34 protein-coding genes and 1 tRNA gene are annotated in these 22,772 nt (G+C 37.7%); 8 read left to right on the forward strand and 27 right to left on the reverse strand.

Annotated elements, in window-relative coordinates; genetic code table 11:
- Positions 1-23: 23 nt before the first annotated feature.
- From INT04_RS12400 to ppiB, 5 genes are all read right to left on the reverse strand, one after another.
- Positions 24-1,283 carry a CynX/NimT family MFS transporter gene (locus INT04_RS12400; RefSeq protein WP_193016441.1) on the reverse strand — a complete coding sequence of 420 codons (1,260 nt, stop codon included), beginning with the start codon at positions 1,281-1,283 and terminating at the stop codon, positions 24-26.
- 123 nt (positions 1,284-1,406) lie between these two features.
- Entirely contained in the window at positions 1,407-2,474 is a 1,068-nt protein-coding gene (gene purK, locus INT04_RS12405) for a 5-(carboxyamino)imidazole ribonucleotide synthase (RefSeq protein ID WP_193016442.1), read from the reverse strand.
- On the reverse strand, positions 2,471-2,992 hold the full coding sequence (purE, locus tag INT04_RS12410) for a 5-(carboxyamino)imidazole ribonucleotide mutase (protein WP_193016443.1): 522 nt from the start codon (positions 2,990-2,992) through the stop codon (positions 2,471-2,473). The genes purK and purE overlap by 4 nt, the downstream gene beginning before the upstream one ends.
- Before the next feature lie 134 nt (positions 2,993-3,126).
- The gene (locus INT04_RS12415; RefSeq protein WP_193016444.1) at positions 3,127-3,849 is read right to left on the reverse strand and encodes a UDP-2,3-diacylglucosamine diphosphatase; all 723 of its coding nucleotides are present in this window, start codon (positions 3,847-3,849) and stop codon (positions 3,127-3,129) included.
- Between the two features lie 12 nt (positions 3,850-3,861).
- Positions 3,862-4,356, reverse strand: a complete 495-nt coding sequence (ppiB, locus tag INT04_RS12420) for a peptidylprolyl isomerase B (RefSeq protein ID WP_193016445.1) — start codon at positions 4,354-4,356, stop codon at positions 3,862-3,864.
- A gap of 432 nt (positions 4,357-4,788) precedes the next feature.
- Between ppiB and cysS the strand changes: the two genes are divergently transcribed.
- Positions 4,789-6,180, forward strand: coding sequence for a cysteine--tRNA ligase (gene cysS / locus INT04_RS12425; RefSeq protein ID WP_193016446.1), 1,392 nt, complete (start codon positions 4,789-4,791; stop codon positions 6,178-6,180).
- A gap of 102 nt (positions 6,181-6,282) precedes the next feature.
- Here the strand turns inward: cysS and INT04_RS12430 are convergent, their stop codons facing one another.
- The 4 genes from INT04_RS12430 to folD form a co-directional block, all read right to left on the reverse strand.
- Positions 6,283-6,726: a hypothetical protein gene (locus INT04_RS12430; protein WP_193016447.1), complete on the reverse strand. Its 444-nt coding sequence runs from the start codon at positions 6,724-6,726 to the stop codon at positions 6,283-6,285.
- 234 nt (positions 6,727-6,960) lie between these two features.
- Positions 6,961-7,902 (reverse strand): 1-phosphofructokinase, encoded by a 942-nt coding sequence (fruK, locus tag INT04_RS12435; protein ID WP_193016448.1) that lies wholly within the window; start codon positions 7,900-7,902, stop codon positions 6,961-6,963.
- Between the two features lie 630 nt (positions 7,903-8,532).
- Positions 8,533-8,745, reverse strand: a complete 213-nt coding sequence (gene ybcJ / locus INT04_RS12440; protein ID WP_193016449.1) for a ribosome-associated protein YbcJ — start codon at positions 8,743-8,745, stop codon at positions 8,533-8,535.
- A gap of 3 nt (positions 8,746-8,748) precedes the next feature.
- A complete protein-coding gene (gene folD / locus INT04_RS12445; RefSeq protein WP_193016450.1) occupies positions 8,749-9,621 on the reverse strand; it encodes a bifunctional methylenetetrahydrofolate dehydrogenase/methenyltetrahydrofolate cyclohydrolase FolD in 873 nt (290 codons plus the stop codon).
- A 190-nt stretch (positions 9,622-9,811) separates the two neighbouring features.
- Between folD and INT04_RS12450 the strand changes: the two genes are divergently transcribed.
- A tRNA-Arg gene (locus tag INT04_RS12450) sits at positions 9,812-9,888 on the forward strand.
- Between the two features lie 76 nt (positions 9,889-9,964).
- Here INT04_RS12450 and INT04_RS12455 read toward each other — a convergent pair.
- From INT04_RS12455 to INT04_RS12540, 18 genes are all read right to left on the reverse strand, one after another.
- Entirely contained in the window at positions 9,965-10,153 is a 189-nt protein-coding gene (locus tag INT04_RS12455; RefSeq protein WP_051175912.1) for a helix-turn-helix transcriptional regulator, read from the reverse strand.
- Positions 10,150-10,467 (reverse strand): hypothetical protein, encoded by a 318-nt coding sequence (locus INT04_RS12460; RefSeq protein ID WP_072065085.1) that lies wholly within the window; start codon positions 10,465-10,467, stop codon positions 10,150-10,152. The genes INT04_RS12455 and INT04_RS12460 overlap by 4 nt, the downstream gene beginning before the upstream one ends.
- Positions 10,454-10,852, reverse strand: a complete 399-nt coding sequence (locus INT04_RS12465; RefSeq protein WP_072065084.1) for a hypothetical protein — start codon at positions 10,850-10,852, stop codon at positions 10,454-10,456. The genes INT04_RS12460 and INT04_RS12465 overlap by 14 nt, the downstream gene beginning before the upstream one ends.
- The gene (locus INT04_RS12470; RefSeq protein WP_072065083.1) at positions 10,839-11,090 is read right to left on the reverse strand and encodes a hypothetical protein; all 252 of its coding nucleotides are present in this window, start codon (positions 11,088-11,090) and stop codon (positions 10,839-10,841) included. Before INT04_RS12470 ends, INT04_RS12465 begins: the two co-directional genes overlap by 14 nt.
- A gap of 11 nt (positions 11,091-11,101) precedes the next feature.
- Positions 11,102-11,683: a hypothetical protein gene (locus INT04_RS12475; protein ID WP_072065082.1), complete on the reverse strand. Its 582-nt coding sequence runs from the start codon at positions 11,681-11,683 to the stop codon at positions 11,102-11,104.
- Positions 11,683-12,384, reverse strand: coding sequence for a hypothetical protein (locus INT04_RS12480; RefSeq protein WP_072065081.1), 702 nt, complete (start codon positions 12,382-12,384; stop codon positions 11,683-11,685). Before INT04_RS12480 ends, INT04_RS12475 begins: the two co-directional genes overlap by 1 nt.
- 9 nt (positions 12,385-12,393) lie before the next feature.
- On the reverse strand, positions 12,394-12,876 hold the full coding sequence (locus tag INT04_RS12485) for a hypothetical protein (RefSeq protein WP_072065080.1): 483 nt from the start codon (positions 12,874-12,876) through the stop codon (positions 12,394-12,396).
- A complete protein-coding gene (locus INT04_RS12490) occupies positions 12,873-13,079 on the reverse strand; it encodes a hypothetical protein (RefSeq protein ID WP_082147391.1) in 207 nt (68 codons plus the stop codon). The genes INT04_RS12485 and INT04_RS12490 overlap by 4 nt, the downstream gene beginning before the upstream one ends.
- Positions 13,066-13,419 carry a hypothetical protein gene (locus INT04_RS12495; RefSeq protein WP_193016451.1) on the reverse strand — a complete coding sequence of 118 codons (354 nt, stop codon included), beginning with the start codon at positions 13,417-13,419 and terminating at the stop codon, positions 13,066-13,068. Before INT04_RS12495 ends, INT04_RS12490 begins: the two co-directional genes overlap by 14 nt.
- Before the next feature lie 74 nt (positions 13,420-13,493).
- Complete coding sequence (locus INT04_RS12500) at positions 13,494-13,916, reverse strand: hypothetical protein (RefSeq protein ID WP_072065078.1); 423 nt, start codon at positions 13,914-13,916, stop codon at positions 13,494-13,496.
- Positions 13,913-14,212 (reverse strand): hypothetical protein, encoded by a 300-nt coding sequence (locus INT04_RS12505; RefSeq protein ID WP_072065077.1) that lies wholly within the window; start codon positions 14,210-14,212, stop codon positions 13,913-13,915. The genes INT04_RS12500 and INT04_RS12505 overlap by 4 nt, the downstream gene beginning before the upstream one ends.
- A complete protein-coding gene (locus INT04_RS12510; protein ID WP_193016452.1) occupies positions 14,209-14,610 on the reverse strand; it encodes a hypothetical protein in 402 nt (133 codons plus the stop codon). Before INT04_RS12510 ends, INT04_RS12505 begins: the two co-directional genes overlap by 4 nt.
- Positions 14,603-14,800, reverse strand: coding sequence for a hypothetical protein (locus INT04_RS12515; RefSeq protein WP_193016453.1), 198 nt, complete (start codon positions 14,798-14,800; stop codon positions 14,603-14,605). Before INT04_RS12515 ends, INT04_RS12510 begins: the two co-directional genes overlap by 8 nt.
- Before the next feature lie 2 nt (positions 14,801-14,802).
- Complete coding sequence (locus INT04_RS12520) at positions 14,803-15,009, reverse strand: hypothetical protein (RefSeq protein ID WP_193016454.1); 207 nt, start codon at positions 15,007-15,009, stop codon at positions 14,803-14,805.
- A gap of 1 nt (position 15,010) precedes the next feature.
- On the reverse strand, positions 15,011-15,469 hold the full coding sequence (locus tag INT04_RS12525) for a helix-turn-helix domain-containing protein (RefSeq protein WP_193016455.1): 459 nt from the start codon (positions 15,467-15,469) through the stop codon (positions 15,011-15,013).
- A gap of 154 nt (positions 15,470-15,623) precedes the next feature.
- On the reverse strand, positions 15,624-16,088 hold the full coding sequence (locus INT04_RS12530) for a hypothetical protein (RefSeq protein ID WP_193016456.1): 465 nt from the start codon (positions 16,086-16,088) through the stop codon (positions 15,624-15,626).
- Positions 16,089-16,093: 5 nt separating this feature from the next.
- Complete coding sequence (locus INT04_RS12535) at positions 16,094-16,624, reverse strand: Panacea domain-containing protein (RefSeq protein ID WP_193016457.1); 531 nt, start codon at positions 16,622-16,624, stop codon at positions 16,094-16,096.
- A 294-nt stretch (positions 16,625-16,918) separates the two neighbouring features.
- Positions 16,919-17,587: a LexA family protein gene (locus tag INT04_RS12540; protein ID WP_193016458.1), complete on the reverse strand. Its 669-nt coding sequence runs from the start codon at positions 17,585-17,587 to the stop codon at positions 16,919-16,921.
- Between the two features lie 105 nt (positions 17,588-17,692).
- Between INT04_RS12540 and INT04_RS12545 the strand changes: the two genes are divergently transcribed.
- The 6 genes from INT04_RS12545 (at position 17,693) to INT04_RS12570 (ending at position 22,739) form a co-directional block, all read left to right on the forward strand.
- Positions 17,693-17,911: a hypothetical protein gene (locus INT04_RS12545; protein WP_064720848.1), complete on the forward strand. Its 219-nt coding sequence runs from the start codon at positions 17,693-17,695 to the stop codon at positions 17,909-17,911.
- Complete coding sequence (locus tag INT04_RS12550) at positions 17,883-18,152, forward strand: hypothetical protein (protein WP_075673914.1); 270 nt, start codon at positions 17,883-17,885, stop codon at positions 18,150-18,152. Before INT04_RS12545 ends, INT04_RS12550 begins: the two co-directional genes overlap by 29 nt.
- Positions 18,153-18,412: 260 nt before the next feature.
- A complete protein-coding gene (locus tag INT04_RS12555; RefSeq protein WP_193016459.1) occupies positions 18,413-19,978 on the forward strand; it encodes a DEAD/DEAH box helicase family protein in 1,566 nt (521 codons plus the stop codon).
- Positions 19,975-20,949 (forward strand): toprim domain-containing protein, encoded by a 975-nt coding sequence (locus INT04_RS12560; protein ID WP_072065065.1) that lies wholly within the window; start codon positions 19,975-19,977, stop codon positions 20,947-20,949. Before INT04_RS12555 ends, INT04_RS12560 begins: the two co-directional genes overlap by 4 nt.
- Positions 20,949-21,332 carry an antiterminator Q family protein gene (locus INT04_RS12565; RefSeq protein WP_075673909.1) on the forward strand — a complete coding sequence of 128 codons (384 nt, stop codon included), beginning with the start codon at positions 20,949-20,951 and terminating at the stop codon, positions 21,330-21,332. The genes INT04_RS12560 and INT04_RS12565 overlap by 1 nt, the downstream gene beginning before the upstream one ends.
- A gap of 240 nt (positions 21,333-21,572) precedes the next feature.
- Positions 21,573-22,739: a 5-methyltetrahydropteroyltriglutamate--homocysteine S-methyltransferase gene (locus INT04_RS12570; RefSeq protein ID WP_193016460.1), complete on the forward strand. Its 1,167-nt coding sequence runs from the start codon at positions 21,573-21,575 to the stop codon at positions 22,737-22,739.
- Positions 22,740-22,772 lie beyond the last annotated feature (33 nt).

The following is a 22,772-nucleotide window of genomic DNA, read 5'->3' on the forward strand; positions in this document are numbered from 1 at the left end:
TTACTATCTTACTTATTTCACTGTTATTTCTTTTGCTCACTTGCATGCTGAAATTTAGGATAAGCGGGAGGCTTCATAAATAACGTTACCGCTAAAATCAGTAAAACAGGCAAGGCTAAAATTAAGAATGCAGGGGTAAAACTACCCGAGATATCTTTAATTGCACCTGCAAAGAAAGGAGCTAAACAGGCAAGTGTTGAAATTAAATTCATGACTGAAAATAGCTCAAGATAAGGTGCGCGGCCAAAATAATTAGCAAGCAATATACTTGATGCTAAGAATGTCATGCCGTAACCAATACCCACACAAACCGTAAATAAAATAAGGTAAGTCCAAGAGTTCGCCATACTGAGTGCGAATAAGCCAAGCACAATAATACTCAAACTCGCGATAAGCAGCTTTTTAGGTTCTAACCATTCACCAATGGCACCTCCTGCTAAGCGTGAAAAAGCATTGATAAAGGCCATTGTGCTTAATAGTGTGGCAGCAATAGTCTCACTAAAGCCATTTTCAATAATGTGTGCAACGGCAAAGCTATTCACTGTAATACCGCACCACAAAAAGGCAGTGTAAGTGGCGGCGATAACATAAAATTGCCATGTTCTTAAGGCATGACGTGCAGTCCAAATTTCTTTGGTTTGATAGATACGTTTTGTGGTTTGCAGTTGGCTAATTTTTTTAGCGTGTTCTTGTTCTTTACTGCCTTCACGTAAAAATAAAATAGTGATGAGGGTAATAATGGTCAGTGTAATTGCTGAGATAAGCCAATGCATCCGCCATGTATGCCATAAATGCGTGGCTAAAAAATAGATCCAAGGGCCTGCAACACCGCCTAATCCACCAATCGTAAAATAAACCCCGAAGGCAAAAGATTGCTTTTCAAATAAGCGAGAAATCACATAAGTTCCGGGAACAGTGGCAAGTAAGGTAAATCCAATCCCTAACAACGCGGTACCCAGGAAATAGCGTGCAATGGTGTAGGTTTCATAAAGAAAATAGAAACCGCTGACGAAGATCATCAACCCAATAAGAAGTGTAAAGCGAACACTTAATTTACGAATAAGTAATGTAGGTAAAAAGCTTGCAAGGCCACAAGTTAACCCTAATAACGTAAAACCAAGGCCCGCTTGTGTCCAGTTCCACTCTAGCTCACTTATCATGCTAGGAAGAACAACACCTAAAGAAGTAAATGTGGTTGCAGTAGCTAAAAAATACACTAAACCCAGCAATATCAGCATGCTCCACTGATAAACGGGCCCGAAACTCTGTTGCGTGGCTTGCATCCTGACTCCATCAAACGGGTGCAGTAACCTGAATAATCAGGAGAAAATAGCGAATAACAGGCCCTTTTATTTAAGGCCTGTTCATTTAAAGGCTATTATTCTCTAACTTTATGAGTCGGACTGCTAGCTTAATTTTTCTAAAGCCCATTTGATAGGGTATTGATAAGCGTCATCAAGCAGAGGGCTTAATGAATTTAGCGTATCTTTAAGGGGTTGGTTATCACGGTGAACTAAATTGAGATGTCCCACTTTACGCGCAGGGCGGACTTCTTTCTCATACCAATGTAAATGGACTAATGGCAATGAAAGCCATTGTGGATGAATATCAGTACCAATCAAATTGACCATTACAGCTGGTTGGCAAACTTCGGGTTTTGGCATGGGTAAATCTAAGATTGCCCGTAAATGTAACTCAAATTGGCTAATAGAAGCACCATTTTGTGTCCAATGACCGCTGTTATGGACTCGAGGAGCTAATTCATTGATAAGTAATTTATCACCAACGATAAAGCATTCCATTGCCATTACACCGACATAATTGAGCTTATTAAGGATAGCTGTCAGCATTTTTTCTGCTGATTGTTGTAACTCGGGTATTGGTGCTGGTAATGCAACGCTCATGCGTAAGATACCGTCTTGATGCAGATTATGAGTTAACGGATAAAAAACACAGTTTCCCTTACTGTCTCTTGCGCCCACTAATGAAACTTCACCCGAGAAGGGAATACCTTGCTCAACGATGCATTCACCATAAATCTCAGAGGGCAATTGTTGTTGTTCCCCTGAATGAATACGCCATTGACCACGACCGTCATAACCGCCAATGCGGCGCTTCACAATGAGAAAATCACCCAATTGAGCAAAAATATCCGACCACTGGGCTGGAGACGTTAAAGGTTGCCAAGGTGCAGTGGCTAAGCCTAGTTCATCAAGAAGTTGTTTTTGAGGCAGCCTATCGGCAAGTAATGGAAAAATATCGCGGTTTACAAAGTTAGTGTGACGTTCTAATTCTTTGGTTAATGCGGTTTCAGGCCAGCGTTCAATTTCAGCCGTGATAATACTTTTTTGATAAGGAACGGCTTCAGGTTCAGCATCAAGTCCTACTGGATAAACGGCAATACCTAAAGGTTCACCGGCTTGTCTTAACATTCGACCTAATTGACCATTTCCAAGGACACAAACAGGCTTCATAACGCCTCCCTTGGATCTGGGTTATTTAAAACATCATCTGTTTGTGCAATACGCCATGTTGTTAAAGCATCGAAAATAGCAGGGGAATGTAACGCTAAAATTTGGGCTGCCAATAAAGCGGCATTGGCGGCGCCCGCTTTACCAATAGCTAATGTTCCAACGGGAATACCTTTGGGCATTTGTACAATTGAATAGAGGCTATCAACACCATTTAATGCTGCACTTTGAACAGGAACACCTAATACGGGGACTAAGGTTTTTGCGGCGAGCATTCCTGGTAAATGCGCGGCTCCACCCGCACCAGCAATAATGACATCAAAGCCATTACTTTTCGCATTTTCAGCAAAGCTAAATAACTTATCAGGGGTGCGATGGGCAGAGACAATCTCAATATGGTAAGGAATTTGTAGCGTATCTAATACATCAGCAGCATAAGACATAGTTGCCCAGTCGCTTTTAGAACCCATGACAATGGCGATACGAGCGGGGGAGGTATTTAGACCAACGTGAGAAGACATTACTTAACTGCTCCTGTAAGCATAAACGGATATAGCCTAATAAACTGAGCATGATAGTATCACGCTAACACGTCAAGGAAAACGTTTGCGTAAAGAAAAAAATGGCTTTTTATAGAGGAAATAAGTGAAATAACTTAAAAAGGAAAATGAATAAGTTCTACTTTTTCAGTGGTGACTTTAAACATTGAACCTTCAGTATGCCAAGCACCTAATACGCCACGATAATATATTCTGCCTTCAATATCGACAGTATGAACAGCGGGGCGATGTGTATGGCCGTGGATCATCCACTGAGTGTTGAATTGTTGAAAGGTATCAATTACAGCTTGCGGATTAACATCCATAATAGAATCAGATTTATACTGATTTTCTTGTTGGCTACGCGATCGCATTTTGTCAGCAATACGCAGTCGGATAAACAACGGTAGGCACAAAAATAGGCGTTGGATAAATTTATTGTGCACTTTTTTACGATAACGTTGATAAGCTTTATCGTCAGTACAAAGTGTATCACCATGCAAAATCAAGATGCGATGTTGATAAATCTGGAGTACTTTTTCTTGGGGCAGAAGAGTGATGCCACTCTCTTTTGCAAAACGAGAGCCAATTAAAAAATCACGATTTCCATGAATAAAATAGCAAGGTATACCCGCCTTTTTTAGTGTCATCAATGCTTGGGCAATATGTTGATGTAATGGATTAGGATCATCATCCCCTATCCAAAAATCAAAAAAATCACCTAAAATATATAGGGCATTGGCGTGAATGGCTTGTTCTTTTAGAAAACGAAGAAAACCGGCAGTAATTGCCGGTTCATGTTCACTTAAATGCAGATCTGCAATAAAAAGCGTACACATAAAGAGCTAGGCTTATTCGCTAACTGTTACACTTTTAATGACGATATCTTCACGAGGAACGTCTTGGTGGAAACCGCTACGGCCTGTAGAAACTGCTTTAATTTTGTCAACAACATCCATTCCTTCAACGACTTCAGCGAAGACGCAATATCCCCAACCATTGGCATTTTCAGCACGGAAGTTTAAGAAATCGTTATCTGCAACGTTGATAAAAAATTGAGCAGTGGCGGAATGTGGATCGTTAGTACGAGCCATTGCTAATGTACCACGGTTATTTGCCAGTCCATTGTTTGCTTCGTTTCTAACAGGTGCTTTGGTTGCTTTTTGGTTCATACCCGGTTCAAAACCGCCACCTTGGACCATAAAGCCATTGATGACACGGTGGAAGATAGTGTTATCGTAGAATCCTTCTTTACAGTAGTCTAAAAAATTCTCTACGGTTGCAGGTGCTTTATCTGCAAATGTATTAATCACGATATCGCCGTAATTGGTATGAAAAGTAACCATATTCAGATCCTAATATAATTTTAGCTTTACCCAGATTTGGGCATAAACAATAGTCCCGTTTTTTATATCACAATTGCCTTATTTAGTCAGTATTCATCTTTTTTTCGCACTGTTTTTCTTTCTAAATAAGGACCTAAAATAGGGGAGGAAACACTTTTTGCCAAAATTTAGCCAAATAACAGAAGTTTGATTGCTCACTATCAACGATTGAACAGTGAAAATAAGTGCCAAGCAGAGTAAGATAAGACGCGATAATCTTGAATTTGTTTTATATTCGAGATTCAATGCCTTCATAAATATCGTGCTATATTTATACTCGCCATACTTCAGTTGTCGCCTAGCTACATCTTGGATTATTTAGAGTATAGTTGTTATTTTCTTTTATATAAAAACGTAATAAACACGTACAGTTGAAAACGGGAACGTCTACTGATGCTAAAGATTTTTAATACTCTCACTCGCCAAAAAGAAGAATTTAAACCTATCCATGCAGGAAAAATAGGTATGTACGTGTGTGGCATCACTATTTATGACCTGTGTCATATTGGTCATGGACGTACATTTGTGGCTTTTGATGCTATAACCCGTTATCTGCGCTATTTAGGTTATGATGTTAACTATGTTCGTAATGTGACGGATGTGGATGATAAAATCATTAAACGCGCAATTGAAAATAATGAAACTTGCGAACAGTTAACTTCTCGTATGTTAGCTGAAATGCACAAAGATTTTGATGCACTTAATATTGCCCGCCCAGATTCCGAACCTCGTGCAACACACCATATTGCAGAAATTATTACGCTAACAGAAACCTTAATTAAACGTGACCATGCCTATGTTGCCGAAAATGGCGATGTGATGTTTGCGATTGATACTGATCCTGATTATGGTCTGCTTTCTCGCCAAGATTTAGAACAACTGCAAGCAGGTGCCCGTGTTGAAGTGGCTAACGTAAAACGTAATCCAATGGATTTTGTTTTATGGAAAATGTCTAAGCCGGGAGAACCAAGCTGGGAATCTCCATGGGGAGCAGGTCGTCCTGGTTGGCATATCGAATGTTCTGCAATGAATGGTAAAGAGTTAGGGCATCATTTTGATATTCATGGTGGTGGTTCAGACTTAATGTTCCCACACCATGAAAATGAAATTGCACAATCTACCTGTGCTCATGAAGGGCCTTACGTTAATTACTGGATGCACTCAGGTATGGTGATGGTAGACAAAGAAAAAATGTCTAAGTCACTTAATAACTTTTTCACTATTCGCGATGTCTTGGCATATTACGATGCAGAGACGGTACGTTATTTCTTATTATCAGGCCATTATCGTAGTCAGCTCAACTACACTGAAGAAAATTTAAAACAAGCACGTACCGCATTAGAGCGTTTATATACTTCATTACGAGGTACTGACGTTAATGCTCAACCTGTGGGGGGGGAAGCATTTGAATCTCAATTTATTGAAGCTATGAATGATGATTTCAATACACCTGAAGCGTATTCAGTTTTGTTTGATTTAGCACGTGAAGTTAATCGCCTAAAATCGGTTGATATGAGTGTAGCGAATGGCTTGGCCGCCGTATTACGTAAACTGGCGAAAGTTTTAGGTTTATTAGAGCAAGCACCAGAGCACTTTTTACAAAGTGGTGCGAAAGCAGATAACGTAGATGAAGTTGAAAAAATTGAGTCATTAATTCAACAACGTAATGATGCTCGTCAAAATAAAGATTGGGCTGCCGCGGATGTTGCGCGTGATGCATTAACCGCAATGGGTATTGTATTAGAAGATGGTCCTCAAGGAACAACCTGGCGTCGTAATAATTAATATAAACTATTTAATAATAGCTATTGGTAAATACACTTAATATGTGTTTGATAAAAAATATCGGATATTTAATGTCCGATATTTTTTTATTTATAATTTAATTTATTGGCTAATAATACTGGTTTCTCTTTCATTATCTTTTTGTTTCTCCTCAAAATAATTTACAACATTTTCAGAAAAAAAGAGTCGATGAGTTAAGATTACGATAATAGAAAAAGCAATAAAACCGACTTCAGATATGTTAATTAATGACATTGAAATACTGAGTATAAAAAACAGAGATACAGATAAGCATACCCATGAAATTTTTAAAAAAGAGTAAGCATTTCTACTGTTCCTTGCAAGTTTTATCCATGCAGTAACTTGGATTATCATTGTGGCTATCAAGCAGAGCATAATGAACAAACCCAATAACATGGTTTGCCCACCCCCCATCGCCATTGCTAATAAATAAATAGGCGCACCTGCAACCAATATAAACAAACTTATACCTAAAAATAATACTGAAATAACTTGGATCCATAAAAGTACTATGGGCCTTTCCATAACTTCTCCTAAAAACAAAATAAGTTTTTATCAGCCTTAGAATATCTTTATTAATTTTTATTAAAGTGAAGTTTATCGAATAAATAAGAAAAAGAAAGAATGATTTAATAATAAACAATTATTAATCAATTTAAGAGATTCTATTTTTGAATTTTAATGACATGGTGTTAATGAATTTAATCATGTAGTGGTAATTCTACTTAATAACCGTTGATATACCACTCGTATTATTATTTATAATTTTAAAGGCGTTAATTCAACTTCTGCCATCATTTTTGCCAATTGTTCCCGATCATGAATACCGACATTTGTTTGACTTACGGCAAGTGCAGAAACTGCAGTTGCTAAGCGTAAGGTATGCTCACTGGTTTGTCGCATCATTAAACCGTAAATTAAACCTCCCACCATTGAATCACCTGCACCTACCGTACTCACCACATCACATTTAGGGGGCTTAGCCATCCATGCACCAGATGCATTTACCCACATCGCACCTTGTTCACCCAGAGAAATGACGACATGTGCAATACCTTGTTGGCGTAATGCTTGTGCGGCTTGTACAACATCAGAAAGTTCAGGTAATGGTTTACCTGCCCAAATCTCTAATTCATGATGATTGGGTTTAACCAGCCAAGGTGAGGCTTTTAATCCTGCGACAAAGGCATCTCTACTACTATCAAAGATCAGACACATGCATTCGCTACGTAAACGCGTCATCCATGCCGTAAAATCGTTGAGATCGATACTTGAAGGTACACTTCCACTGACACAGATCATATCAAATTGACCTGCCCAGCTCAGTGTATCATTAACGAAACGTGTCCAATCTTGCTTTGTGATTTCAAAACCAGAAAAATTAAAATCAGTAACTTTACCATTAGGTTCAGTCAATTTGACATTAATACGCGTTCGGCCTTCAACCATTTGAAAACGGTTTGCAATACCTGAGTCACTAAATTCTTTTTGGAAGCCATCTTGGTTTTCTTTACCTAAAAAGCCACCAACAGTGACATCGACACCTAAGCTTTTTAAGACTTTTGCAACGTTAATGCCTTTGCCCGCGGCATGAAAGCCTGCTGTTTTTACACGATTAACCTCACCAAGCTCAATGGGGTTACTTAAACCAACAAGATCATAAGCAGGGTTTAGTGTAATAGTGGCAACTCTGCGTTTCATGCTAGTTCCTTACCTTAAATAAAAGAATCGGCACTATTTTTTGCTGGGGATTAGCAAAGTCAGAGATACCTTGAAGGGGTAAGCCGAGCATAAAATCTCCTGTTAGATAAAGCGCAAAAAAAGACTCAAATATCACAAAATAACACTTAAAATAGCATCACTAGGCTGAATCGTTTCAAATTATAACGTGTAATTTAGTACAAACAATGTTCTTTTGCCTAATGAAAGTAGAAAAAAATTAGATCTAAATCACACTTTAGTGCATTTAAACACGAATAATTGAGTAAAAAGTATCAGCGGAAAGGTTTGTTGCTGAAGTTTTACAGTAATGATTGAAAAGTGTTATTTATATATAAAATAGTAACTTACGATGCTTATTTTTATCTACTTTTTTATAAAATGTACAATATGCTGAACATTGAATAGGGATTATACCAAGAGATACGTTAAAAAATGAGAAATTAAATTTCATAAGGACAGTTTGATTTTATAATTATTAATAAATTCATGATGTTATATAATTTTTTTATTTTAAATAAGAAAAAATAGAGAAAAAAGCGGGATTAAAGGGGGAAAAGCTTGAAAAAGAAAAAAGCGTTACAAAATGAGTAACGCTTGATGAAGATTAGGTTATTTGCTGACGCGGACTGAAAATTCACCAAAAGTGACAACTTTACCATCAGCAATTTTACAGCGTTTACGTGTTTCAGCGACACCATCAACGCTAACTAAGCCTTCTGCAATGACACTTTTGGCTGATGCGCCACTTTCCGTCCAGCCTTGAAGTTTTAGTAAATCACAAAGCTCAACGTAATCGTGCCCATCTAATTGAAATATTTCCATTGACTAATTATTTCCTGTTTCAGGCGAGTGATATTCTTCACATGCCTGTAAAGTATTTTGAATAAGTGTTGCTACGGTCATTGGGCCTACGCCACCGGGTACAGGAGAGATCCAACCTGCACGTTGTGATGCGGCGTCAAATTCAACATCTCCTACAACTTTACCACTTTCAAGGCGATTAATACCCACATCAATAACAATTGCTCCGGGTTTAATCCACTCACCTGGGATAAAGTTAGGTTTCCCCACTGCCACAATAACTAAATCTGCGTGTTCAACATGAAAACGTAAATCTTTAGTGAATCGATGAGTCACCGTTGTTGTACAACCCGCAAGTAATAATTCTAAGCTCATTGGGCGTCCCACAATATTTGACGCACCAATAATAACAGCATTTAAGCCATTCATAGGGATATCACAACGTTCTAGTAATGTGACAATACCGCGAGGTGTGCAAGGGCGCAGTTTTGGCGCACGTTGGCATAGGCGACCAATATTGTAAGGATGAAAGCCATCCACGTCTTTATCAGGGCGAATACGTTCTAATACCTTAACGTTATCAATTCCTGCAGGTAAGGGGAGTTGAACAAGAATACCATCAATCGCATTATCATCATTAAGCTGGTCGATTAGATTTAATAAATCAGCTTCACTTGTAGTATCAGGTAAATCATAAGAGCGAGAAATAAAACCAACTTCATCACAAGCACGGCGTTTACTTCCAACATAAATTTGTGATGCAGGGTTATCGCCCACGAGAATAACGGCTAAACCGGGTGCACGTTTTCCTGCATTAATACGTTGTTTTACTTTTTCTGTAACTTCGCTTCTGATGGTCTGCGCAATCGATTTCCCATCTATAATTTTTGCTGACATCTATACATCCAAATTATTCAATTACGGTATTGCCCTATTTTGTCAGATCAAGAGCAATCTGTCAGTCGAATACTTGCCATATTTTAACCATATAGTTTGATATCGTTGAAAAATCGTTGACTCTCAAAATGTTGAACGTATAATCCACACCCGTTATCAGCAGTGATTGCTGACGTCTAATCTCTTCTAGGCGCCCTTAGCTCAGTTGGATAGAGCAACGGCCTTCTAAGCCGTAGGTCACAGGTTCGAATCCTGTAGGGCGTACCATTTAAAATCAACGAGTTACGAGATTTTAAAAAGAAACCCGCAAGAGATGCGGGTCAAGTAACGGGTCAAGTTAGCATTATAGCTTTTCACTTCTAACCCACTCTTCATAGACATGTTCTGGCCAACCTAAAAATGTACCGCCTTTTGTTCTTTCTGGTTTGGGGAACTCATTTCGCTTTGCGTACATTCTCCAAATTGTAGGTTTGCTTTTCCCTGTTAACTGGATCATTTCCTTCCATTTAATGTATCGGGTTGTAGTTGTCATTTTTTGTCTCCCTTCCTATACCCGTTCTCCATAATGACCTGTGCAACAACTGTTGGTGGGTTATCCCAATGAGCATCAAAAATGATATTGTTTAAATAATATTTGCTAATGTCATCCAATGTCTTAGGCAAATTGTCATGAGGTAATTTTAAATAAATAGAATCACCCGTCATGCTCACCGTGATATCAATGATCTGCTCAGTGGTAAAATCTGTTTTACGATAACCGGCTTTCCAGACAGCATCAGTTATATCACCAGGATCAGCAATGTTGTCTGAAATTAATTTAATTAAAACAGGATCAGTCGTAGTCATGCTCCACCTCCAAGACAGAGACTAATTGCGCGCTAACTTCTGTTTCGGCTTTATTAACAAGTTGCATAAATTCTTCGTGAGTAATGAGCTTTTTCAGTTCAGCAACTAAAATTTCATTTCTGAGTATTCGACGTGAATAATCAACCTCTTTACGCTGGCGCTTTAAAATAGCCAGTTGATCGCAAATTGCTCTACGTTGCCAGTTTAAATATTTACGAGCTGTTCTTGCACGTATCGCCCAATCTGAGTCACTTTCTTGATGTTTATCTAAACTGGTATCAATCCGCATAATAGAAGAATTGCAATAAGCCAAAGCTCGCAGATAGTCTTCAAGTGTTTTTAATTCATCTAAAACTAAGCGGTTATCTTTATCAAACTTCAGCATGGCGAACTCCTTTCGATTTACGTTTTTTCTTTTTAATAGTCGGTGTTAATTTTGGTTCAGTAACTTGCTTGGGGTTAGGGCGGGGCTTATATACCTCGTCATGGATAAACCGTCTAAAATTTAAGTCATAAAGATAAGGTTTGACGTAACAGCAACCATCATCAAAATGATGAATTGCTTTAATAAGCGGATCGTCATATTCGTTAACTTCATGCTCAGTCTCATCCTGCTTGATCATTTTTACCGTCCTTAGTGCATAGTTGGTATAGCTAGAAGTCCGTTATTAGCTTCTAACTCACGAATATAATCATCATGAAGAATACAGAGCCCTTCACGTCCTTTTTCTGATAGACGAGGACCATGTTCAAGGGAGATGTCCAGAAAGCCGATATAAGCTTTTATGATGAAGTCAGGACAATAATCCTTATAGACACTCCCTAACTCTTCGATAAGAATGCTTTCAAAATGGCTTGCAAGACAAACACGTAAAGAAGCAGGATAAATGGTTAACGAGGCTTCGCCATTACTGTAAATAGTGGCAAGATCAACACCGCCTTCTTCATTACGAATTTCAGTGGTGCCGTTCTTTTCTTGTAGTTCGCGAATAAAGCAAGTTGCTACCACCCATCGCCAGATGGAAATTCGCTGTTCAGGCGTTAATATTTCAGGTTCATCAGCTAATTTACCCATGACTGCCGCAGCCAAATATAAACCTTTCAATAGCTCTTTATCGTATTGACCTGATTCAAGGGCTGTTACAGCTTCAGAGTAAGAAATTAAAGTGCCATCATCAGAAATAACGCCATTATCAATATCGGTAAAATAAGCCACTATTTATCCTCCCAGCCAATTGCCTGAAACAATCCCATTTTAGGGTGATGCCAGCGAGTGCCACGTTTCTCGGCTTCATTCATCATTGCCTTGAATGCAGATATAAAATCATCCTCATGAATAATGGCCATAGGTCTAGGCATACCTTCGGGCGTAAGAATAGTTATTGTATTTTTGCGAACATTGAACTGTTTGGTGAGTATTTTGCATTTATCCACCGTCATGCCTGATTTAGTTCTAGCCAGAGAGTACCCGATCCAGCCAGCAGGGATGGTTCCTTGTTTTATTTGATCAACGACTTCATTCACTTGTTCAACTTTTTGCTCTACATAAGATATACGGCGTTCGCTTTCTAAGTTAGCCAATGCCATAGCAGCAATAATTTCTGCCTGTGATTTTGGTTTTGGTTGACTAAGCGACTTTAATGTTGCCAGTACCGAGCGCCTAACCGCTTTTGATTCTCGCATGCCAACTAGCATTAACTGATCCATGTTCAAATCATAAGTTTTCACTTCATTTCCGTAGCGGTAAAAACTTTTTACCGCTGGTAAATCGTCCAACTCATCTTCTATACGTTTAATGAAGTGTGTGTTTTTTACTTCTGGTTCACCGCATTCGATTCTGGCTGGGTTTATGATGTTGTTGAGAAAGTCTAAACTAGACATAACAATATCTTTTTGTGTTCCAATTAAATTATTCATATATTTCCCTTAATGAATTAGATTATTTGAGACAGTAGTGCTTAAAAACTGAGTGCCTTTGATAAATACTTCATCAATGAAGTTCTGCATCCATTTTTTACCAGTATCTTTTTCATGTTGGTCATTACTGATATAGAACTTCCATATAGCCGAGTAGCCATCATTAGGGCGCTTCTCTAAGATCATATTTTCAATTTGATGAATCAGGAGTGTTTCAATAATTTCTTCATCAATTGCAATAACGTTATTTTCATGACGAAATGCATAGGTGCTAGTGATCCCTGGTCCAAATCGTACTAGGCAAGAGGTTAAGTATTTATTTGCTTCAATAGTTCTTAAATTATCAACAATGTGCTTAATAAATATCTCTTGTTCTTCTGGTGTTAATTTACGATTTGATTTCATCGCTTCTTTATCTAATAAAGAGGCTGGGAAACCTTTTTCTTTTAAATATTCGATGATTTCATCTGGTGTCATTTTTTTACTATTCATAACATACCACCTGTCACTTTAATTTTTGCTTTATCTAAACAACGCTTAGATGATTGATTACTTATTTTTTGTTGATAACTCATTGCGCCTTTGGCTGGTGGATCTGCAATAATAAAAGCTTGGTTGTATTGCTCTATTGCGCGTCTATAAAATCCTTTACTCTCTAATTGCTTGCCTTTTTTCATGAATTCAGAATACGTCATGATATTTATATTCCTCTCCATTTAAGTAAGGAGGTAAATATTCAACAATATAATCAATCATGAATTTACCCATTTCAGAAATAGAGCCGTTAGATTTATATAAACGCTCATAGGTGTTATAGATATCGTTATCACTCCACTTACAACGTTGACGGCAATCTTTTTCTTCATAGACATCACGGAAGAAATTATTTAAATTTTCAAAGTTAATTTCTGTAATAACAGTTTTATTATTTACCTTTGATTTAAACTCAGCTTTCTTTCCATTTTGTTTAATATAAATAAGCACTGAGTTGATAAAACGCTTTCTTCTTATTTCAAGTAAATTAACTTTATCCATATTGCTTACTCCTGATTCAGAGCGCAGCAATCCCTAGCATGAACGCTATAATTAATTTTTATTTAGTGAATGTTTTATTTATTGGTTAAAGCATTATTTAATTCGTAATATAATCTGTCGGCTTCTTTTTCTGCATCATCATATTTAGCGACAGCTTTAGCATATTCTTTTTGTAATCGTTCAATATTACGCTCTTGCTTTAATCGCTCTTGGAGTTCGGTTAGTTTAGCTTCCTTGCGATCCATAAAGTGCTCGGTAGGTTCGCCACGCTTGAAAGCGATTGTACCATCCTCAAGTTCGCATTGCTCGCCTTCATAGTTAGTCTCAATGCCTTCTTTGTGAAATTCACGCTCAGTGAGAATGTTTGCTAGCTTATTTAATGCAGAACGCTCACTTAAGTAAGCACGGTTGGCACCTGCGATAATATAAACAGGGCGCATAGCAATAGTAATTTGGTTATCAGTTGCTTTTTCAATAGCTTCGTGTTGTTTGCTCATTTTTTTGTTCCTTTTATTTTTCGATTTGATATTTCGTATTCAATTCCACCAAGTTTGTCATTTAATATTGATATCAATAATGACACTTGGCTTAAAAATAATCCCACATCACCAAGATGATCTTTACCATCGGGATAATTTTCATTAGCATCAGCCCAAAACATAAAATCGCCGAATACCTTCATTCCTGTAATGAGTGAGTCAATAGCTAATTCTAAATTACCTCTTAAGTTGCCTAGTTCTTTTTCCGATAATTTGTTTAAATCAGGAAGAACAATTAATTCATCGATATTCATTGCGCCTCCGTGAAACTTACTTTTTCATAAACAGTTTCTAAATTTAATTTTGCTGATTGGATTAAATTTGTAATTTGAATGCCGTAATTTTTAATGTGACCGCTTTCTTCAGCGACTTTTAAATTAATTGCAGTTTCTAATGTATTTAAAATACACCCGACAGCTGTTTCAATTGTATCCTTATTATTGATTTTAATTTCACCGATAGGCTTTGGTGATTTATCAGTATTAATGCTTGATACACTTTCTTTAGCTCTTTCTATATTGGCTACTGCTGATTCAATCGCATTAAACATATTATCGCTAGGTGTTATGTTGTCGTTGATAATGAGATTTAAAATAGAAGTTGCATAAATTAATTCATCATGAGCGGATTGCTTTAATTCAGTATTATTCATTGCCATTATCCCTCTGTGCATTTTCTTCAATTAACCAGACTGAGATATCACCTGATAATTCGTAAGCTAGCCCAATTAAACTTTCTATTTCAGGTTGGCCCGATATACGTTCAGCGTTGAGCTGGAATAAAAGGGCGTTTAGTTGGTCGCTTTTTTTTGCAACAGCTTCTAAGTTGAGTTTGTGAGCCATAATTAAGCCTCACAAGGAAATTGAGCAGAGAAAACAACGTTGCCACCGAGTAATTCTTTAGCTTGTTCTGCGCTGGTGGCCATAACTTCTTTTTTCTCTGGACGCTCTGTTTTAGTCCAAAAACGAAACAAGAACATAGGTAGCATTACGCCTGTATGTATGTCAGGTTTCGGTAAGTTATGGGTTGCGGTAGAATGTAAAATGGTCATCTTATAACTCCTCTGTTTTTGAGGTGCAAAAATCTGTCATTTCGCCTTCGCCGTAACGTAACCACCCAGCATTTATTCCTATCGCTTCTGCAATCTCACCTGCACGAGCAATACCAGCTTCTTTTACTTTTCCTGTTACATACGAATTAATGGCTCCTTGTGATAATCCAATCTTCCAAGCTAAGTCATCCTGAGTCATTCCAGAGTAAGAAAGCGCTAGACGTAAACGTTCTGCAAATGAGTTGCAAGCAGTGAGAGTTTCTATCGCTGGAGTTTTTGGTTGCTGGTAAGATTCAGGTTTATTTTCGATAATAGAGTTAATAGCCTTACTTTTCTCTATTGCCATTTCTATCAGTGATTGAATTTCACTTGATGAGCTTGATTCAAGCGCACAACATAGCAGAGTTTGTACCTGAGAATTTGTTCGTAACAATTTTGATTCATCAATAATCTGGATCATGACTCGCCCTCAATAATCATCTTTCGAAACCTAGGTTACAAAAAGCTAAGTTTTGTGTCAATAGAAAAATGAAAGAAAAGTTTCGGGATTGAGGTGTGATAAGTTTCAGACAATAAAAAAGCCTCGAAAGAGGCTGTGGTGATTATATTGTAGCTTATTGGAATTCTGATAGTGATTCTAAAATTAGTTTTTTATGCTTTCTGGTCATTGATTTACTTCTACCTACTGCTTGGTATACAGATCTCATGCAATAAGGCGCAACATTGCCAACCAAAATACTAGCATACTCATGTATTATTCTACTTTTCACATCCTGCAAGTTAAATGCCTGATGTGCTTCGATACATGAAACATATGAATCCCATTTAAGGAAATCATGATCTTCTTTAAGAATATCCACCTGACATTCCAAGAGATAATTTTTTGATTGTATAAATGGATGTATTTCGGAGTTAATAACTAAGACCAGTAAAGGGTCGCAGCAACATACAACTAAATATTTCTTTTTTGGAGGTGTTGTAAAATCACAGTGTAAAAAAAGAACATCAGATACTTTTATCTTTTTCTGTTCTATAAAAGACTTTTTAAATGAATCGGGAAAACAATCACTTAAAGACATCAGTTCTATGCGCCAACAGATAGATAATCTAGGAGATCTTTACAACCATCGCTACATTCTTTAGCCAAGGAAAGAATTGCCATTTCTCCATTCTCATCAGCACTCTTCCAGGCAAAACCATGGCTTTTGTATCTAATTTTCCCGAACGATAGATGACCAATTTCACCTATAGCTTCATTTATACATTCTAAGTCTGAGTCACTAAATACATCATCCTCATATGGACGTAAAGGCTTCACATTCATACTCTCAACATCCAGTGATTTCAAAACGTTGCCTACATCCAAATCTGCTGGAACAGCATATGAAGTTTTCTTTGCTAATTTGATGATATCATAAGCACCACTAGCAACAGGGCCGTCTTTCATTGCTATATAGGTATCACCAGTAACTAATCGTCCGTATCTTTCAAGGTGTTTCAGATCAGCAAAATAAAGAATCTTAATGACATGATAAATATCTGGTATTGGTGCTTTAGAGGCAACATACAGAATGGCCTCTAAAGCCTTTTCTGAATCAAATTTTATGTTTACCATTTATTTCACCCTATAACTACTTATCAAATTGCTAAATATATCTTGGAGTATATTAGAAGTAAGTTAGCTTAACTTCAAGCATTCCTTGTAACTAAATTTTATAAATGTATAATATGCCGCCTTTATAAATACTGTAATTGTAGCCAGTATGCATCGTTGCTAAATTGACCAAATCTACCAATCAAATACCTTGTAAGAAAACTTTAAATCACGCTTTCAGAAAGCAACAAAGGGCACGAACGCCCTGAGTTTTTAGCGTTCACAATCAAATATACCCAGTTTGTTTTGTAGATATCATACGAACCGCATCATCATCTGAACCACAACACCGATAATTTTACAATTACCATTAATCGATATCATTGGCCACGCCGGATTTAGCCCCTTAAGAAAATGACTATTCCCATCTATTACTAATTTTTTAAAAGTAGCCTCATTGGTGTCAGTTAGCTTGGCAATCACTAAGCTTCCATTTATTGGTTCTCTGCCCGTATCGACAAGTACAAGTGAACCTTCAGGAATACTAACCCCAATCGGAGCCGTCATGGAATCTCCCTCCACTCGTAGCCAGAATGCAGAGCCATTGCATTTGACTTCTGATTCATACCACTCATCTATTTGATCTAGTGTGTATGGTTCACAAGCCTCATTCCAATTTCCCGCTTGAACCATACTCAATACGGGATATTTTGGGGACGGTTTGTATAGTCTTGGATTTGATACATTATTATCGAATTGCTCAGTAACTTCCTGTTTTGGTTCTTTCCCATGAAGTAACCATTTAGGTGAACATTTCAACGCTGCTGCAATCTTGAAAAGATTTGCTGATCTTGTGTCTTGTGATTCGCCTAGTTCAATTTTACTAATTGTTACTCTCGACACACTTGTTAATTTTGCAAGGTCATCTTGCGACATGCCCAGCTCAGTTCGCCGCTCAAGCAATCTTTCTCCAAATGTACTCATTTTTTCGCCTCAAAAAGTTATTCCGAAACTAATATATCAAAAAGAATTGAAACTTAGCTTTCTTTTTAATATGATTTAACGAAAGAAAACTTTCAAGGATAAATTATGAATTTATATGAAATCTTAAAAGGCATTCATAAAACGAATGCTGCGATAGGCAAAGCTTATCCGTTAAAAGGGAAGGCTCGGAGTAGTCAAGGCGTTGGTAAATGGAAGTGGCGTGGTGTTCCTGAAGATGTGGCAATTCTCTGCCATTACGATCCTGAAATCCCATATACACATGAGCGATTAAATCATGCACCAAATCAACATGCCGATGCCTGAACATTACTTCCCTGATGATGCTAAGTGGATTCAGGAACAACTTACAAAGTTAAGCCCAAGCATGAGGCAGAAGGCATTAGTTAAATATTCAGAAGTGTATCAAACGGAATGGGAACGAGAACAAGTTCCCTACCGTAAAGACAACAAAGCTCGCCATGAAGCTAACGTCAGATTAAGAGAGTTCATAAAGCGTTATCAGAGAGCAATGCAAGGGTATACAGCAAAGCCGTTATCGATTTAGCAGTAATTAGATTTAGGAGGTGTTGGAGGTTAAGACGTTTAGCCGTCTAGATTGTTTTCTGGGGAAGAGGGGAAAACTTTCTAAGGGGGTTTGGGGGTTGATCTTTGAAAGGGGTGTTAGGGAAGGCACAGCCAAGGGAGTGAGTAGATCTTAAATATAGATCTCTATAGGTGTTAAAAAGCCACTAGCCGTTTAGATGTCTAAATGAATAAAAATTAATCCCTTCCTTTGGCAGTGCTAATTATCAAATGAGGAAACCGATGTTAACAATCACACCAAATTTTGCACAGGAACGCGGATTGACGATGTTACGTCAGGCATGGAAGCAAAATAGAACATTCATGATTTATAGCCCAACAGGAAGTGGAAAAACGGCATTAGCTGCGTTTATTACTGATGGGCATGTTCAGCGTGGAATGAGAGTGATGTTTCTTGTTCCTTACACCATTTTAATTGATCAGACGGTTAGTCGTTTTATTGAGTATGGTTTGCCAGCCGAAGAGATTAGCTATGTATGGCGCGATCATCCTAATTACGATCCGACCCGTTTTATTCAGATAGCGTCAGCAGATACCGTTATTCGTAGAGATTTTCCAGACAACATCGATTTACTCATTATCGATGAGGCACATTTACGCCGTAAGAAAATATTAGAAGTGATCAGTGAAAGTGAATTCAAGGTAATTGGTTTGTCCGGTACGCCTTTTGCGCCATTCCTTGGTCATTACTACGAAACACTAATCAAGCCCACCACCATGAAAGAGTTGATCAAGCGTGGTGATTTAAGCTCATACGAGTTCTATGCACCAACTAAACCAGACTTATCAAAAGTAAAATCGTCCAGCAACGCAGAGTTCGGTAGTGATTACAAAGAAGCTGAAATTGCTGAAATCATGAGTGGTGCTGATTTGGTGGGGGACATTGTTGATAACTGGCTTGTGAATGGTCGAAACCTACCGACGATTTGCTTTTGTGTCACGGTCAGTCATGCCAATTTTGTCACTGTCGAATTTAACCGCGCAGGTGTGAATGCAGAGGTGATCACCGCAGATACGCCACATGATGAGCGTCAAATTATTATCCATCGGTTTGAACAAGGTGCGACGAAGGTACTTGTAAGTGTTGGAACATTGATTGCCGGCTTTGATAGCGATGTTCGTTGCATTATTTACGCTCGCCCAACTAAATCAGAAATTCGTTGGTGTCAGGCTATTGGGCGAGGATTACGCACGGCACCAGGAAAAGAAACTTGCCTTATTTTCGATCACTCCGGTTCTGTTCACCGCTTAGGTTATCCCGATGATATTGAATATGACGAACTGCCTACCAAAAATGACGGCATGAGTGAATCTTCATCTATCCGAGAGCAAGAAAAACGAGAGAAGAAACCCAAAGAATGTTCCTCTTGCCACTACATGAAGCCTGCAGGTGTTTATGTTTGCCCTAAATGTGGGTTTAAACCTTTAGTTGGTGAAGATATTGATGTTGATACTAGTCGAAACATCAAAAAACTAAATAAGAAAGAACGCACTTACACCCGAGAAGACAAGCAAAGCTGGTGGTCTCAATTGAAATACTACCAGAATCAACGCGCAACACAGGGCAAGCCGATCAGTGATGGTTGGGTTTCTAATACTTTCAAAGATAAATTTGGCGTATGGCCACAAGGCTTTCACAACACACCACAAGAAATCACCCCCGAAGTGAGCAACTTTATTAAATACAAACAAATTGCCTTTGCTAAATCTCGCAAGAAGGCACAAGTCAATATTCAAAATTTACGCACTCAAATTAGCCACCAGCCACAGCAAGGAGGTTTACTGTGAATACAATTGATGCCGTAAAAGGGCAATGGGAAAAAGTATTTGCTCATTATGGATTACCTCCTATAACGGGGCGTAAGCACTTTAAAGGGAAATGCCCTATCTGCGGACAAAAAGGAAAATTCCGTATTGATGATAAAGACGGGCGAGGAACTTACATCTGTACATGTGGTTCGGGTAATGGCTTTCAATTACTGGAAAGAACACAAGGTAAAGACTTTAAAACATTAGCAGATGAAATTGATGTATTGATTGGTAATCAGCGAGAAAAAGAAGCTATTTTGCCAACTAAAATAAATAAGAATAATTTATTCCAACGCATCACTGGCTGTTATTCCAAACTACCCATACTGAAAAACACACCCGCCATGCAGTATTTGCAGAATCGAGGAGTTTTTGAATTACCAGCAGATAATGTCCGTTATTGTGATCATCAACCTGTTCGTAATAGTTTTGACAAATTTCAAGCTATTTGGTCACTAGCTACTGATGCTAAAGGGCAACTTTGTTATTTACATAGAACATATTTACAAGGAGACAAAAAAGCCCCTCTTGATGTTGTGAAGAAAATGACCGCGGTGCAGGAAGATAACTATTTAGAGTATGCAGAATCTGTCGCGATAAGAATGTTTCCTGTCGATACCACACTTGGCATAGCTGAAGGTATCGAGACGGCACTTTCCTGTAAGCAACTCTATGGTGTAAATACTTGGTCGGTCATCAATACTAACTTCATGAAAAAGTTCAAAGCACCAAAAGGTGTTATCCACCTTGTTATCTTTACAGATATGGATTGGAATGCGGCAGGTCATGCTGCAGCTATGGAGTGCGCACATAAAAACCTACTTTCTAATAATGATGTAGAAACGGTCAGTGTGAGATGGCCTGATAATGGTGATTTTAATGACATGCTAACAGAAGCTTGTGAGGTAAGAGAGTTAGTATTTTCAAGACAACATAAGGAAGTGGCGTAATGCGTGATATACAACAGGTATTAGAAAGATGGGGTGCATGGTCGGCAGATAATACAGAGTCGGTTCAATGGTATTCGATTGCTGCGGGATTTAGTGGATTAATACCAAGCAAGGTTAAAGCTCGTCCTCAATGCTGTGAAGACGATGCAATAATTATTTCTAGTTGTATGGCGCAATTGAATAAAAAGAATAGTGATATGCATGATCTATTGCTTGATTATTACTTATTCGGAATGACATTTATGCAACTTGCTAACAAGCACAATTGTTCTGATGGGCATATAGGTAAAAAATTACAAAAGGCAGAAGGAATAATAGAAGGTATGTTAATGATGCTAGATGTTTCCTTAGAAATGGATCGATATGTAGAAAAAATCATATAAAAACTTTACGTACGTAAAAATGATGATATTGTGATAAGACTGACATCAAGGTCAACTAGCTTATGAACCTCATTTAAAGTGAGGTTTTGTGTTTTTATTGGTTATTCTCTTTGTCTGCGCTTTTAATTTTTAAAATGAAATAGCTTCATATTAAATATGAAATAGTTTCAATATCCATTTTTTTTATTAATGCTATGTTTGGTAGCAAAATTCTTAATAAGAAAATATAGGATATATTGAATGAGCACTAACATCCCTCCATTTAAAGCTGATGTCGTTGGTAGTTACCTTCGACCTGAATATCTACATAAAGCGCGTAGCGATTATGCTAATGGCACTATTTCTAGCCATGAATTAAAAAAAATAGAAGATAAAGCGATCATTGAGTTAGTAGAAAAGCAGAAAAAAGCCGGATTACATGTTATTACCGATGGTGAGTTTCGTCGTAGCTGGTGGCATTTAGACTTTATGTGGGGATTAAACGGCGTTGAAAAAGCCTTTTTATCTAAAGGATATTCATTCGATGGTATTGAAACTCGTCCAGAGACGGCTCGATTAACAGGGAAAATCTCTGGAAATAGCCACCCTTTTATTGAACATTTTTCATTTTTGTTGAAATTTGCTGAGGATAATATTGTTCCTCGTTTAACGATCCCTGCACCCGCTCAATTTTTCAAAGAGCTTTATCGACCAGAAAATTTAGATAGCACTAATGCAACTTATCCTTCAAAAGATGAGTTGATTAACGATATTGTTATTTCTTATCAAGAGTTTATAAAAGAGTTATATCTTATAGGATGTCGCAATTTGCAATTAGATGATTGTACTTGGGGCATGATGGTTGATTCTCGATATCACAATTCAGGTATTGCTGAGAGCGAAAGTGTAAATAGTTGCTCATGCCATTCAGATCATACTGTAATAAGCAATGATATAAACTCATTAGCGGAAACGCTTGTTTATTTGAATAATGAAGCTATTAAAAACGCACCATCAGATTTAGTGTTAACAACACATGTTTGCCGAGGTAATTATCGTTCTACATGGGCGGCTAGTGGTGGCTACGGACCGATTGCTGAGATCCTTTTTGGAAGAGAAAATGTATCAGCATATTATTTAGAGTTTGATACAGATAGAGCTGGTGATTTCTCTCCATTATCTTATGTTTCAGGTAACAAAAAAGTTGTTCTGGGATTAATTTCTTCCAAAATTGGCGAGTTAGAGGATAAACAAAAAGTAATAGAACGAATCTATGAAGCTAGTAAGTTCATACCATTAGATCGATTATGTTTAAGTACTCAATGTGGATTTGCATCAACTGAAGAAGGGAATGCATTAACTGAAGAGCAACAATGGGATAAAATCGCATTAGTAAAAGAGATTGCTCAAGAGGTCTGGAAAGATTAATCTCACAGACTGAAAACGTTATTACTCATAAGA

This window comes from Proteus sp. FME41 (genome assembly GCF_014897315.1).
In the GTDB taxonomy this organism is placed as follows: domain Bacteria; phylum Pseudomonadota; class Gammaproteobacteria; order Enterobacterales; family Enterobacteriaceae; genus Proteus.

Bases quoted from the DNA above. Each gene is read 5' to 3' on its own strand.
- INT04_RS12400 (WP_193016441.1), bottom strand. From the start codon at position 1,283: ATGCAAGCCACGCAACAGAGTTTCGGGCCCGTTTATCAGTGGAGCATG.
- purK (WP_193016442.1), bottom strand. From the start codon at position 2,474: ATGAAGCCTGTTTGTGTCCTTGGAAATGGTCAATTAGGTCGAATGTTA.
- purE (WP_193016443.1), bottom strand. From the start codon at position 2,992: ATGTCTTCTCACGTTGGTCTAAATACCTCCCCCGCTCGTATCGCCATT.
- INT04_RS12415 (WP_193016444.1), bottom strand. From the start codon at position 3,849: ATGTGTACGCTTTTTATTGCAGATCTGCATTTAAGTGAACATGAACCG.
- ppiB (WP_193016445.1), bottom strand. From the start codon at position 4,356: ATGGTTACTTTTCATACCAATTACGGCGATATCGTGATTAATACATTT.
- cysS (WP_193016446.1), top strand. From the start codon at position 4,789: ATGCTAAAGATTTTTAATACTCTCACTCGCCAAAAAGAAGAATTTAAA.
- INT04_RS12430 (WP_193016447.1), bottom strand. From the start codon at position 6,726: ATGGAAAGGCCCATAGTACTTTTATGGATCCAAGTTATTTCAGTATTA.
- fruK (WP_193016448.1), bottom strand. From the start codon at position 7,902: ATGAAACGCAGAGTTGCCACTATTACACTAAACCCTGCTTATGATCTT.
- ybcJ (WP_193016449.1), bottom strand. From the start codon at position 8,745: ATGGAAATATTTCAATTAGATGGGCACGATTACGTTGAGCTTTGTGAT.
- folD (WP_193016450.1), bottom strand. From the start codon at position 9,621: ATGTCAGCAAAAATTATAGATGGGAAATCGATTGCGCAGACCATCAGA.
- INT04_RS12455 (WP_051175912.1), bottom strand. From the start codon at position 10,153: ATGACAACTACAACCCGATACATTAAATGGAAGGAAATGATCCAGTTA.
- INT04_RS12460 (WP_072065085.1), bottom strand. From the start codon at position 10,467: ATGACTACGACTGATCCTGTTTTAATTAAATTAATTTCAGACAACATT.
- INT04_RS12465 (WP_072065084.1), bottom strand. From the start codon at position 10,852: ATGCTGAAGTTTGATAAAGATAACCGCTTAGTTTTAGATGAATTAAAA.
- INT04_RS12470 (WP_072065083.1), bottom strand. From the start codon at position 11,090: ATGATCAAGCAGGATGAGACTGAGCATGAAGTTAACGAATATGACGAT.
- INT04_RS12480 (WP_072065081.1), bottom strand. From the start codon at position 12,384: ATGAATAATTTAATTGGAACACAAAAAGATATTGTTATGTCTAGTTTA.
- INT04_RS12485 (WP_072065080.1), bottom strand. From the start codon at position 12,876: ATGAATAGTAAAAAAATGACACCAGATGAAATCATCGAATATTTAAAA.
- INT04_RS12490 (WP_082147391.1), bottom strand. From the start codon at position 13,079: ATGACGTATTCTGAATTCATGAAAAAAGGCAAGCAATTAGAGAGTAAA.
- INT04_RS12495 (WP_193016451.1), bottom strand. From the start codon at position 13,419: ATGGATAAAGTTAATTTACTTGAAATAAGAAGAAAGCGTTTTATCAAC.
- INT04_RS12500 (WP_072065078.1), bottom strand. From the start codon at position 13,916: ATGAGCAAACAACACGAAGCTATTGAAAAAGCAACTGATAACCAAATT.
- INT04_RS12505 (WP_072065077.1), bottom strand. From the start codon at position 14,212: ATGAATATCGATGAATTAATTGTTCTTCCTGATTTAAACAAATTATCG.
- INT04_RS12510 (WP_193016452.1), bottom strand. From the start codon at position 14,610: ATGAATAATACTGAATTAAAGCAATCCGCTCATGATGAATTAATTTAT.
- INT04_RS12515 (WP_193016453.1), bottom strand. From the start codon at position 14,800: ATGGCTCACAAACTCAACTTAGAAGCTGTTGCAAAAAAAAGCGACCAA.
- INT04_RS12520 (WP_193016454.1), bottom strand. From the start codon at position 15,009: ATGACCATTTTACATTCTACCGCAACCCATAACTTACCGAAACCTGAC.
- INT04_RS12525 (WP_193016455.1), bottom strand. From the start codon at position 15,469: ATGATCCAGATTATTGATGAATCAAAATTGTTACGAACAAATTCTCAG.
- INT04_RS12530 (WP_193016456.1), bottom strand. From the start codon at position 16,088: ATGTCTTTAAGTGATTGTTTTCCCGATTCATTTAAAAAGTCTTTTATA.
- INT04_RS12535 (WP_193016457.1), bottom strand. From the start codon at position 16,624: ATGGTAAACATAAAATTTGATTCAGAAAAGGCTTTAGAGGCCATTCTG.
- INT04_RS12540 (WP_193016458.1), bottom strand. From the start codon at position 17,587: ATGAGTACATTTGGAGAAAGATTGCTTGAGCGGCGAACTGAGCTGGGC.
- INT04_RS12545 (WP_064720848.1), top strand. From the start codon at position 17,693: ATGAATTTATATGAAATCTTAAAAGGCATTCATAAAACGAATGCTGCG.
- INT04_RS12550 (WP_075673914.1), top strand. From the start codon at position 17,883: ATGCACCAAATCAACATGCCGATGCCTGAACATTACTTCCCTGATGAT.
- INT04_RS12555 (WP_193016459.1), top strand. From the start codon at position 18,413: ATGTTAACAATCACACCAAATTTTGCACAGGAACGCGGATTGACGATG.
- INT04_RS12565 (WP_075673909.1), top strand. From the start codon at position 20,949: ATGCGTGATATACAACAGGTATTAGAAAGATGGGGTGCATGGTCGGCA.
- INT04_RS12570 (WP_193016460.1), top strand. From the start codon at position 21,573: ATGAGCACTAACATCCCTCCATTTAAAGCTGATGTCGTTGGTAGTTAC.